General features: G+C 59.9%; 12 protein-coding genes. 9 read left to right on the forward strand and 3 right to left on the reverse strand.

The window, feature by feature from the left end; all coding sequences use genetic code 11:
• Positions 1-77 precede the first annotated feature (77 nt).
• From KVH01_RS14545 to KVH01_RS14585, 9 genes are all read left to right on the forward strand, one after another.
• A complete protein-coding gene (locus KVH01_RS14545) occupies positions 78-809 on the forward strand; it encodes a HugZ family pyridoxamine 5'-phosphate oxidase (RefSeq protein ID WP_217881882.1) in 732 nt (243 codons plus the stop codon).
• A gap of 66 nt (positions 810-875) precedes the next feature.
• Entirely contained in the window at positions 876-1,352 is a 477-nt protein-coding gene (locus KVH01_RS14550; protein ID WP_043051599.1) for an FxsA family protein, read from the forward strand.
• A 247-nt stretch (positions 1,353-1,599) separates the two neighbouring features.
• Positions 1,600-1,893 (forward strand): co-chaperone GroES, encoded by a 294-nt coding sequence (locus KVH01_RS14555; RefSeq protein ID WP_043051598.1) that lies wholly within the window; start codon positions 1,600-1,602, stop codon positions 1,891-1,893.
• Between the two features lie 49 nt (positions 1,894-1,942).
• Positions 1,943-3,589, forward strand: a complete 1,647-nt coding sequence (groL, locus tag KVH01_RS14560) for a chaperonin GroEL (protein ID WP_217881883.1) — start codon at positions 1,943-1,945, stop codon at positions 3,587-3,589.
• Between the two features lie 616 nt (positions 3,590-4,205).
• Positions 4,206-4,889 carry a two-component system response regulator ColR gene (colR, locus tag KVH01_RS14565; protein ID WP_003208587.1) on the forward strand — a complete coding sequence of 228 codons (684 nt, stop codon included), beginning with the start codon at positions 4,206-4,208 and terminating at the stop codon, positions 4,887-4,889.
• Positions 4,879-6,159, forward strand: a complete 1,281-nt coding sequence (locus KVH01_RS14570) for a sensor histidine kinase (RefSeq protein ID WP_043051095.1) — start codon at positions 4,879-4,881, stop codon at positions 6,157-6,159. Before colR ends, KVH01_RS14570 begins: the two co-directional genes overlap by 11 nt.
• A gap of 188 nt (positions 6,160-6,347) precedes the next feature.
• Positions 6,348-7,028: a class I SAM-dependent methyltransferase gene (locus KVH01_RS14575; RefSeq protein WP_043051096.1), complete on the forward strand. Its 681-nt coding sequence runs from the start codon at positions 6,348-6,350 to the stop codon at positions 7,026-7,028.
• A gap of 4 nt (positions 7,029-7,032) precedes the next feature.
• Complete coding sequence (locus tag KVH01_RS14580; protein WP_217881884.1) at positions 7,033-7,752, forward strand: lipopolysaccharide kinase InaA family protein; 720 nt, start codon at positions 7,033-7,035, stop codon at positions 7,750-7,752.
• On the forward strand, positions 7,749-7,976 hold the full coding sequence (locus tag KVH01_RS14585) for a hypothetical protein (protein WP_043051098.1): 228 nt from the start codon (positions 7,749-7,751) through the stop codon (positions 7,974-7,976). The genes KVH01_RS14580 and KVH01_RS14585 overlap by 4 nt, the downstream gene beginning before the upstream one ends.
• Positions 7,977-8,149: 173 nt before the next feature.
• On the opposite strand, the gene KVH01_RS14590 is transcribed toward KVH01_RS14585, so the two are convergent.
• From KVH01_RS14590 to KVH01_RS14600, 3 genes are read right to left on the reverse strand one after another with little or no spacing between them, the layout of a single operon-like run.
• The gene (locus KVH01_RS14590) at positions 8,150-9,247 is read right to left on the reverse strand and encodes a DUF1513 domain-containing protein (protein ID WP_217882029.1); all 1,098 of its coding nucleotides are present in this window, start codon (positions 9,245-9,247) and stop codon (positions 8,150-8,152) included.
• 2 nt (positions 9,248-9,249) lie between these two features.
• Complete coding sequence (locus KVH01_RS14595) at positions 9,250-10,314, reverse strand: imelysin family protein (protein WP_043051100.1); 1,065 nt, start codon at positions 10,312-10,314, stop codon at positions 9,250-9,252.
• Positions 10,315-10,345: 31 nt separating this feature from the next.
• On the reverse strand, positions 10,346-11,785 hold the full coding sequence (locus KVH01_RS14600; protein WP_217881885.1) for a di-heme oxidoreductase family protein: 1,440 nt from the start codon (positions 11,783-11,785) through the stop codon (positions 10,346-10,348).
• Positions 11,786-11,787 lie beyond the last annotated feature (2 nt).

Raw genomic sequence — 11,787 nt, forward strand, 5'->3', positions numbered from 1 at the left:
TGCGCGGATATTGATTACCTTGTGTTGAGATCCATTCCCATATGCCATGGACGGCGCAACACCCGAGGAGTCATACGTTGAGCGCGCACGTTGCCAAGAACGCCCGAGAGCTGTTGCTCAAGGAATACCGTGGGGCTCTCTCCACATTGTCCAAAGCCATGCCCGGGTTTCCCTTCGGGTCGGTCGTGCCCTACTGCCTCGACGAACAGGGCCGCCCGCTGATCCTGATCAGCCGCATCGCCCAGCACACCCACAACCTGCAAAAAGATCCCAAGTGCTCGCTGTTGGTGGGAGAGCGCGGGGCCGATGATGTGCAGGCCGTGGGGCGCCTGACCTACCTGGGCGAAGCCGAAAAGCTTGAAGACGAAGCAGCGATTGAAGCCGCTGCCGAGCGCTATTACCGCTATTTCCCCGATTCGGCCAACTACCACAAGGCCCACGATTTCGACTTCTGGGTACTCAAGCCGGTACGCCACCGTTACATCGGCGGGTTTGGCGCGATTCACTGGGTCGATCAGTTGACCTTGGCCAACCCGTTTGCCGGGAAAGCCGAGCGCAGCATGATCGAGCACATGAACAGCGATCACACCAAGGCCATCGCCCATTACGTCGAGCTCAGCGGGTTGCCTACGTCCGAGCCTGCGCAGTTGGCTGGCATCGACAGCGAAGGCATGCATCTGCGTATCGGCCAGTCCCTGCATTGGTTGCCCTTCGCAACGCCTTGCAACACGCCGACACAAGTGCGCGAAGCCTTGGTTTCATTGGCTCACGCCGAGGCCTGGCCGAAAATAACCGCCGCCAATGCTTGAATTCACGAAATGGCGACGTCATCTAAGGTGAACTGGCAAGGCATTCTTGCGTTGAGGAACCATTTGATGCGCCCTTTTTTATTGCTCTTTCTGCTGTTCCCGGTGTTGGAGCTGTTCGTATTCGTTCAAGTCAGTGGTGCGATCGGGTTTTTCCCGGCATTGCTGTTAATCATCGCCGGCTCGATGCTCGGCGTCCTCGTGCTGCGCGTCGCCGGCCTGGCTACGGCGCTGCGTGCCCGTGAAAGCCTGAACCGCGGCGAGTTACCTGCCCAGACCATGCTGGAGGGCTTGATGATGGCGCTGGCAGGTGGCTTGTTGATCCTGCCGGGCTTTGTCAGCGATGTGGTCGGCTTGGTCCTGCTGCTGCCGTTCACGCGCAAGCTGCTGGCCGGCAAGATGCGCCAGCGTGCCGAAGAGGCCGCGATTCGCCAACGCGCCTTCGCCGACGACCTGCAACCCCGTGGCGGCCCGGCACCGCGCCAGCCCCTGGGACGTGAAGGCGATGTGATCGAAGGCGAATTCGAACACCGCGACAGCAAATAACCGCTTCACTGGCACGGCACCCTCGGGTGCCGTGTTGCATTCACCCCGCGGCCGACACAAAAAATTTCATCCTCGGCCCCTTGTAATAACCACAGCCGCCCTTATGTAACGGTCACCGCAAGGTTTCTGGTGGTGACATCAGACAGACTTCCGCGATTTGCCCTGCGAGTCGCGACCGGCACCGCCGGAATTTAACCCGCCGGAATTGATACCGGCCGATGAAAATCACAATTAGGAGAGATCGACAATGAAGCTTCGTCCTCTGCATGACCGCGTCGTCATCCGTCGCAGTGAAGAAGAAAAGAAAACCGCTGGCGGCATCGTCCTGCCAGGTTCGGCTGCTGAAAAAGCCAACCACGGTGTGATTCTTGCTGCGGGTCCAGGCAAGGCTCTGGAAAACGGTGAAGTACGTGCGCTGGCCGTGAAAGTGGGTGACAAGGTTGTTTTCGGCCCTTACTCCGGCAGCAACACTGTGAAAATCGACGGCGAAGACCTGTTGGTCATGAGCGAGAGCGAGATTCTCGCCGTTCTGGAAGACTGATTCCCCGTTCATTTTCCCGTTACTACAAAGTATTTAAGGAATATCGATCATGGCTGCTAAAGAAGTTAAATTCGGCGATTCCGCCCGCAAGAAAATGCTCACCGGTGTCAACGTCCTGGCTGACGCAGTAAAAGCGACCCTCGGCCCGAAAGGTCGTAACGTGATCATCGAGAAGAGCTTCGGCGCTCCGACCATCACCAAGGACGGCGTTTCCGTAGCCAAAGAGATCGAACTGGAAGACCGTTTCGAAAACATGGGTGCGCAGCTGGTCAAAGACGTTGCCTCCCGTGCCAACGATGACGCAGGCGACGGCACCACCACCGCTACCGTCCTGGCCCAGGCGATCGTCAACGAAGGCTACAAGGCCGTCGCTGCCGGCATGAACCCGATGGACCTCAAGCGCGGCATCGACAAGGCGACCATCGCCGTCGTCGCTGAGCTGAAGAACCTGTCCAAGCCATGCGCGGACACCAAGGCCATCGCTCAGGTAGGTACCATCTCTGCCAACTCCGACAGCTCCATCGGCGACATCATTGCCGAAGCCATGGAAAAAGTCGGTAAAGAAGGCGTGATCACCGTTGAAGAAGGCTCGGGCCTGGAAAACGAACTGTCGGTTGTAGAAGGCATGCAGTTCGACCGTGGCTACCTGTCCCCGTACTTCGTCAACAAGCCGGAAACCATGGTTGCCGAGCTGGACAACCCGCTGATCCTGCTGGTCGACAAGAAGATCTCCAACATCCGCGAAATGCTGCCAGTACTGGAAGCCGTTGCCAAAGCCGGCCGCCCACTGCTGATCGTTTCCGAAGACGTTGAAGGCGAAGCCCTGGCGACCCTGGTCGTGAACAACATGCGTGGCATCGTTAAAGTTGCGGCCGTCAAGGCTCCAGGCTTCGGCGATCGTCGCAAGGCCATGCTGCAGGACATCGCCGTATTGACCGGCGGTACCGTTATCTCCGAAGAGATCGGCCTGAGCCTGGAAAGCGCCACCCTGGAAAACCTGGGTAGCGCCAAGCGCGTGACCATCTCCAAGGAAAACACCATCATCGTTGACGGTGCTGGCGTTGAAGGCGACATCGAGTCCCGTATCGCCCAGATCCGTGCACAGGTTGCTGAAACCTCCTCGGACTACGACCGTGAAAAACTGCAAGAGCGTCTGGCCAAGCTGTCCGGCGGCGTTGCAGTGATCAAGGTTGGCGCTGGCTCCGAAGTCGAAATGAAAGAGAAGAAAGCCCGCGTTGAAGACGCCCTGCACGCAACCCGTGCGGCCGTTGAAGAAGGCGTGGTACCTGGCGGTGGCGTTGCGCTGATCCGCGCCCTGGAAGCGCTGACTAACCTGACCGGCGACAACGCTGACCAGAACGTCGGTATCGCGGTACTGCGTCGTGCTGTTGAAGCACCGCTGCGCCAGATCGCTGCCAACTCCGGTGACGAGCCAAGTGTTGTGGTCAACGAAGTCAAGAACGGCAAAGGTAACTACGGTTACAACGCTGCGACTGGCATCTACGGCGACATGATCGAAATGGGCATCCTGGATCCTACCAAGGTGACCCGTTCCGCGCTGCAAGCTGCAGCCTCCATCGGTGGCCTGATCCTGACCACCGAAGCCGCAATCGCTGAAAAGCCGAAGGCTGAAGGCGCAGCTGGCGGTGGTATGCCAGACATGGGCGGCATGGGTGGCATGGGCGGCATGATGTAAGCCAGCCTCACCCGGCACTGAAAAACCCCGCCTGCAGTGATGCAGGCGGGGTTTTTTGTTGTCTCGGCCTGGCCGGTGATAATGCGGGTGTGCTCGTTCAAAAATGTGGGCTTGCCCCGATGGCGGTGTGTCAGTTAAATATTTATCAACTGACCCACCCTCATCGGGGCATGGGTATCTACACAACTTCAGGTGCGCCGCAGGCCCCTGTGGGAGGGGCGGTGCGACGATTCAACTTGCTCCCGACGGCGGCCTGGCAGCCCACCAGGATGTTGAATTCCGGCCAGCGTGGTTTAACGGGGCGGCTAAGATCAAAAGCAGATCAAGAGCGGCTCGCTTCGCATCGTGGTTACGGTTGGGTCGGCTGATATGAAGTTGTGTAGATACCTATGCTCATCGGGGGCAAGCCCCCACCCACATGTTTCTTCATTTAAATGCGCGACGATTTTCCCTGCGCGGCTGTAGCAAGTCTGTGAAGTTATAGTCAAAATCTCGTTCAATTCAAATATCGGTTGAAAACCAATATCAAGGGCCTTTGCAGCTCTATCCCTGAACCCCGCTTGGCCTTAAGCTGCGCGAGCCAACACGGCTGTTACCGCGTACGGAGACACTGCCCATGCGAATTCTATTGGTTGAAGACAACCGCGATATCCTCGCCAACCTGGCCGATTACCTGGGGCTCAAAGGCTACACAGTGGATTGTGCGCAGGACGGTTTGTCGGGCCTGCACCTGGCGGCCACCGAGCATTACGACCTGATCGTGCTCGATATCATGCTGCCCGGCATCGATGGCTACACCTTGTGCAAACGCCTGCGCGAAGACGCGCGCCGCGATACGCCGGTGATCATGCTCACCGCCCGTGACCAGTTGGACGACCGCCTGCAGGGCTTCAAGTCTGGCGCCGATGATTACTTGCTCAAGCCATTCGCCTTGTCGGAACTGGCCGCGCGTATCGAGGCGGTGCTGCGTCGTGCACAGGGTGGCGGGCGCCGTGCCCTGCAGGTGGGTGACCTGAACTACGATCTCGATACATTGGAAGTCACCCGCGAAGGGCGCCTGCTCAAGCTCAACCCAGTGGGACTTAAACTGCTGGCGGTGTTGATGCAGAAGAGCCCGCACGTACTGCGCCGGGAAATACTCGAAGAAGCGCTATGGGGCGACGATTGCCCGGACAGCGACAGCCTGCGCAGCCATGTTCACCAATTACGCCAGGTGATCGATAAGCCATTCGCCAAGCCGTTGCTGCAAACGGTGCACGGCGTGGGTTACCGGTTGGCCGAGGGTCGTGATGGAGTTTAAGCAGAGCCTTGCCCAGCGGATCATCATCGCTTTTGCCTTGATGAGTGCGTTGGTGGCAGGAGCCTTCGCCATGGGGATCGTTGCGACGGTGCACCTGGTGGAAGAGAAGTTGATTTCGGCGGGCCTGGGCGGTGACCTGCAACGCCTGCTGTTGATGGACAGCATGGAAGACTGGCGACATCGACCGGAGCCGGACCAGCTGTTTTACTTCAGCGGCGGGCGCGGCGATTTCGAACTGCCCAAGGACCTGCGCCATCTGGAGCCGGGTTTTCACGAAGTGTTTCGCGAATCGCTTTCGTACCACGCCATGGTCGAAGTGATCGACGGTCGGCGTTATGTGCTGCTGCAAGACCAAAGCGATTTCGAAGAGCGTGAGCGTGTGCTGTTTGCCGTGGTGTTGGTGGGGTTCGTACTCAGTCTGGCACTGGCGGTGTTCCTCGGCTGGGTGCTGGCCCGCAAGGTAATGGCTCCAGTGGTGCGGCTGGCTCGCCAGGTGCGTCACCGTGACCAACTGCTGGGCCTGGCCCCGCCCCTGGCTCCGGATTATGCCGCCGATGAAGTGGGCGAGCTGGCGGTGGCGTTCGACGCTACCCTGGGCCGCTTGCGCCAGGCGCTGTCCCGCGAGCAGCTGTTTACCAGCGATGTAAGTCACGAGTTGCGCACGCCCTTGATGGTATTGGCCAGTTCCTGCGAACTGCTGCTGGAAAACCCCGCCATCGATGAACGTGGCCGCCGCCAGGTGGAGCGCATCGCCCGTGCCTGTGAAGAAATGCGCGAGCTGGTGCAGACCTTCCTGATGCTGGCTCGCGCCAAACACGACGATGCGGCCGCATCGCCCCAGGGCAGCCTGACCCAAGTCGCCGAAGACCTGCTCGGAATCTGGCGCGAGCCTATCGAGAAAAAAGGTCTGGAGTTGATCTACCGGCCAGGCAATCCCCTGGACACCCGCTACAACACCACCTTCTTGCACGCGGTGATGGGCAATCTTCTGCGCAATGCCCTGCACTACACCGAGCACGGGTTTATCCGCCTCACGTTGGAGCCCAGTGGCTTCGTGGTGGAGGACACCGGTGTCGGCATCCCCGAAGAAAAGCGCGAAGCGATGTTCGAGCCGTTTGTACGCGGCAGCGAGAACCGCGGCGAGGGCCTGGGACTCGGATTGTCACTGGTGCAGCGGATCTGCGAGAGCCAAGGTTGGAACGTGAGTTTGAGCACCATGGAGCCCAATGGCTGCCGATTTCACGTGGAGTTGAGCCAGGTCAAATCTTGACCGTTCAGTCTGTCGTTTTACTAATGCAGACTGCCCGCTTTTCAGCGAAGATGGCCCCATGCTACTGAATGTTTCTGTAAAGTCTTGAAATGTATACAGTTGGACAGGACAAGATTTTCACAATGAGTTGACCTGTTGATCACAGTTCGCTGCATAAAGTTGTAGGCATCGGTTACTGGAGACGTGCGATGCCTTCCCCAATCAAGTTGGAATTTTCCGAAAAGTACGACGATCAACACGCGCAACAATATTTACTCAAACATCAGGACAATCTGGCTCGCCGGTTGTCCCACAAACGCGACGAGCAACTGGCGCGCGGTGCGCTGGCCATGGCCGGTGAACCCGGCCTGGTGCTGGATCTGCCTTGTGGCGCTGGACGCTTCTGGCCGTTGCTGGCCGAAAAACCCAACCGTGTAATTATCGGGGCTGACAATTCGGCGTCGATGTTGAAGATCGCCACCACCGCGCAACCGGCGGATGTGGTGAAACGGGTACGCCCTTTGCAGACATCTGCCTTTGATATCGATTTGCCAGATAACTCCGTCGACAGTATTTTCTGCATGCGCTTGATGCACCACATCGGTGAACCTGAGCACAGGCTGACAATATTGCGCGAGTTTCAGCGGGTTACCCGTGACAGTGTGATTATTTCGCTGTGGGTAGACGGTAATTTCAAGGCCTGGAAGCGCAAGCGCAACGAAGTACGTCGTCGCAAACGAGGTGAGCAGGAAGGTTACCAAAACCGGTTTGTGTTACCGGCTGCTACTGTCGAGGCAGAATTCGAGCAGGCCGGTTTCCGTGTTCAGGAATCCCTGGACTTCATACCGCTCTACGCCATGTGGCGAGTATATGTATTGCGCAAGAGGTAACAGGATGGCAGTTGAGTGCGTAGCAGGCAGTCATGTAGCTCCCGAAGAACGATTTGATTTTTTCTGGCGTCAGCAAGGTGAGTGGGTTGAAGAGCCCAACCGTCGACGTGGTGGCGAAAGTGGCGTGCAGCGGGTGGTAGGCCCCAATGGGCGGTTGCTCTATAGCAAGCGCCAGACTGGCCACATTTATCGCAGTTGGCTGCATCCCTTCGGTCGCCCGACCGTGCTGCGTGAACGTGATGCCCTCAAGGGCCTGCGTTTGCTGGATGTGCGCGTGCCGGAGCTGGTGTTCTGCGAGGCGCGACGCGACCCGGAGCACCAGTGGAAAGCGTTGCTGGTCACTGCGTCCCTGGACGGTTTCGACGAGATCGAAAACTGGTACGCCGCTGGCGGCCGTGAACAGTATGGCGAGGCTGTCCACGAGCGCTTGCTGCAGGAATTGGCCGGCACCCTGGCCCGCATGCACAAAGGCCGCTGGCAGCACGGTTGCTTGTATATCAAGCACATCTTCGTGCGGGTCACCGGCGAACCCGAGGCGGCGACTGTAGAAGTGGCCCTGTTGGACTTTGAAAAATGTCGCCAGCGCTTGACCGCTTATCGGGCCGCTTCCCATGACATGCTGCAATTGCGCCGCCATTCGTCGTGGAATGATACCGACTGGGAAAAACTCAGCTACTTTTACGAGACGGCGTTTGGCAGCGCTATCAAAGGTTTAACCAGATGAAGCTAGAAATAGCACGAGGTTTGTTCCTGGTCGGCGCGTTGGGCGTTTCAGCCCTGGCCCTGGCTGTGTGGGAACAACCTCGCACACAAGTGCTCAGTGCGGTAGACGGTGGCGGGCAATGCCTGCTGCCACGCATTGCCAAGGCGAGTGTGGCGGCCAAGCCTGATCATGAATTGCTGTTATTCATGTTCGGGATGTCTCAAGCGATGAAGCCGCAGAGTTGAAACGATTAACCCCCCAAAAAGGGCCTTGCGATGCGAGGCCCTTTTTTTACGCCTGATGCTTTAACTGTAGGAGCGAGCTTGCTCGCGAAAAACCTGAGAACGGCGCGTATCCAAAATGGGCGCGTTATCGTTGGCGACCTTCGCGAGCAAGCTCGCTCCTACAGAGGGGAATTTCAGATCAGGTGCAGATGGTTATCCCAAAACCCCGCCGGTAGTTCCAATGGCTTGGCCATCAGTTGGTCCTGGCGGCAATCATAGAAGCGGCAACGCCCTTGGCCTGACGTGACGACGAATCCATCGGCCACTGCACCCACACCGGCGCAGTCGGGGAGCGGCCCATCCAGGCGCAGCTCGGCGCTGTCCATGTCCCAAATGAAGAAACGATTGCCCCGTGGCGCGGTTAATGCCACCAGGCGCAGTTCGCTGTGCACCGCCACGCTGGCGGTGTAGTGCCCCATCGCCTGCAACTGCTCATCAGCCACCGGGAACGCCACGAAAGGCTGGCCCGGGCGCTTGATCGCCAGCAACTCGGAGCGTTCCTGGGACGGCCCCATGAACTGCTGCCCGGTGAGGATAGTGCCATCGCTGGCGATGCCCATATGGCGCACGCTGTTCATCTGCTGGCCCAGGGTTTCCTTGCTGATCAAGGTGCCATCGCGATGCATCAGCACCAGGCTCGGCTCCATGGCGTTGAGATTCATCTCTACCCGGCTTTCAGCTTCGGTGCGAATGCCGCCGTTGGCCACCACCAGGGTTTCGCCGTCGGGCATCCAGGACACTTGGTGCGGGCCGATGCCGTGGGTGGAAATCTCGCCGCTGTGTACCAGCCGCTCGCCTTCGAACTTATACACACCCAACAGGCCGCGACCGGGGTCGGAGGTGTCGTTCTCGGTGGCGTACAGCCAGTCGCCGCTCTTGTGGATCACCGCATGCCCATAGAAGTGGCGGTTGGCGTTCGAGCTGATGGTTTGCAGCAGCGCGCCGTCACGCAGGTCAATCAGGTAGCTCTCGGTGCCCGGGCGGCGGGCGACGAACAGCGCGATCGGCAACGTAGGGTGATTGATGATGTCGTGGCAACGCTGGCCGACCTGGGTGGCAAACACCTGCTTGCCATCCAGGCGATAGCCGACGGCGTAGTGCTTGCCGTCGGCATCATCCCGCGCCGACAGTAGCAGCGGGCCTTTATCCTTGCCTTTGAACAGCGTCCAGCCGCCCAACGTAAGGGCGCTGAGCAGCACGCTGCCCACCGCCAAAGCCTGTCGCCTGAGCATCATCAGTCACCGTCGTTGGCGTTGAAGCCCAGTTGGATTCCCAGGGCCTTGGCCAGCTCGCCTTCGTGCAGGCGGTGGACCACGTTGAGGCTGTCGTAGATGTCGTTGAGCTGCTGGCGCCCGGCGTCATCGTTCAACAGTTCGTTGAGGCTACGCTGGTTGCTGGCGAACAGTTTCAAGGACGCGGCATAGGCGGCGTCGATCTTCTCGGCCAACGGCTTCTGGTCCGCCGGCAGCAGGCCACGCAAGCCTTTGTTGTCAACGCCGACCCACACGGTCTGGGCCGCGGCGAGGCTCGCCTCCAGGCTTTGCAGCGACGACTGGCTGCGCCATGCATCGGCCTGGAACGGTTGCGGGATGCCCTTGGTCTGGCGACCCATGGGCGTGCCGAGTTTTTTCTTCAGGGTGTCCAGGGCAGTCACTTGCACGCGCAGCAGGTCGGCAATGGCCTCGTGGGAATCAGCGTAGCGCTGGTTCGGGAACTTGGTCATCTGCGCAAGCATGCCGTCGGTGCTGTTCCAGCTGGCGAGAATCTCTTCAGCCAGGACTTTCTGGCGCTCGCCGATCGCCATCAACAGTGGGCAATAGCGGGCTTTCTGCGCTTCGTCGGCGACGTCTGGCTTGGCGTCGTAGAGGATGTATTCGTAGGCCGACAGGCCCTGCACCACAACACTGGATTTAGCCAGGGCGGCGGCATCGATCTGCGGCTGGGCGCTGACCAGTTGCTCAACCTGGCGACCGACCAGGTTCTTCTTGTCCGGCCAGAACTGCACCTGCCAGGCACGGTTGCCCTCGGCCAGCGGACCGATCAGCAGTGGTTGCAACTCGGCCCAGGCTTTTTGCGCGTGCAGGAAGTCGGCGCGGGCGGTGTCCAGGCTTTCCTTGCCCTGGCAGTAGGCCAGGGCGCTGACGGCCAGTTGGCGGTCGGCTTCAACCCAACGGCTGTAGGTCGGCAGGATCACTTGCTTGGCGATGGCCGCCGAGGTCACCGCTTGCGGGTCCTGGGGCGAGCAGGCGCCGAGCGCCAGGGCGGCCAGGCTGGTGAACAACAACTTGGGACGAAACATGTCGAGCTCCCTTCTGTAAGTGGGGCAAAGCTTATAAAGAATTCAGGAACGCCAGCAACGCGGCACGCTGCTCGGCATTGAACGACAACACATGCTGCTGCGCCGCTTGTGCTTCACCGCCATGCCACAGCACGGCCTCGAGCAGGTTGCGGGCCCGGCCGTCATGCAAGAACTGGGTGTGGCCACTCACGGCTTGCGTCAGGCCAATACCCCACAACGGCGGGGTGCGCCAATCGCGGCCAGAGGCTTTGAATTCGGTACGGTTATCGGCGAGGCCTTCGCCCATGTCGTGCAACAACAGGTCGCTGTAAGGGCGTATCACCTGATTGGCCAGCTCAGGCTCGGCGGCGTTGGCGGCCGTGGTGAATGTCGGCTTGTGGCAGCCCTGGCAACCGGCCTGGTAGAACAGGTTCTTGCCGGCCAGCACCTGCGGGGTATTGACGTCTCGGCGTGCGGGTACCGCGAGGTTGCGGGTATAGAACAGCACCAGGCGCAGGATGTTATCGCTGACTTCCGGCTCGCCATCTGGGCCATTGCCGTTGGGCGCCTGCTTGCAGGCCACTTGGGCATCGGTGCAATCATCGAAGGGTCTCAGGGAGGTCGTGAGGCCCATATCACCAGAAAACGCGTGAACATTTTGTTGGTTAAGGTTGGGTTGCCCGGCTTTCCAGCCAAAACGCCCGAGTACGGTTTTACGCAGGGCGTCATCCCAGACCCAATTGGCGCGGCCGACAATGGCCTCTTTGTCGGCCGTCTTGGGGTCGGTGTTGCGCAGGATATCGGCGTCGCTGATCGCTTCGAGCAGGCCCAGGCCGATCATTGGCGGTGCTACCCGGGCGGAGAAGCGTGTATCAGGATGCATCGGGCCGTAGCCGAGTTGGGTTATTTGCAGGTCGGGTTTGCGTAGCTCGACGACGGTGCCGTCCTTGAAGCTGACCTGGACAGGGCTGTAGTCGACCCGCACCTTGCCTTCCGGCACGACGCCAGGCACGGACATGTCCTGCAACTGCCCGCCATACACCGGCTCGGGGACCACGCCGAGCTGTTCGATGAGCTTGGCGTAGGGGGGCTGCTCTGTAATGGAGAGAGGGATGGAGAGGCGCACCAGCATCGACACCGCATTCGGCGCATCAGGCAGCGGCGGATGGCCCCGACCGTCCTTGATATGGCAGTTCTGGCAGGCGTTGGTATTGAACAGCGGGCCCAGGCCATCCCGTGCCGTGGTGGTGGACGGCGCAATCACCCAAGGGCTACGGAAGAAACTGTTACCGACGCTGAAATCCAGGCGTCGGGTGGGCGCCAGGTTGGCCGAGGGCAACGAAAAAGCGTTCTGGTCGCGCTTGTTCACCGTCGTCGCGCCACCGGACCGCGACTCACCAGGCTCGGCCTTGGTGAAGCGGGGGGCGTCGTCGCAAGCGGTCAGGGTTAAAGCCATCAACGCTGCGGACAGGCAAAAAAGCGCACGGAACATCG

It is taken from the genome of Pseudomonas khavaziana (assembly GCF_019145205.1).
In the GTDB taxonomy this organism is placed as follows: domain Bacteria; phylum Pseudomonadota; class Gammaproteobacteria; order Pseudomonadales; family Pseudomonadaceae; genus Aquipseudomonas; species Aquipseudomonas khavaziana.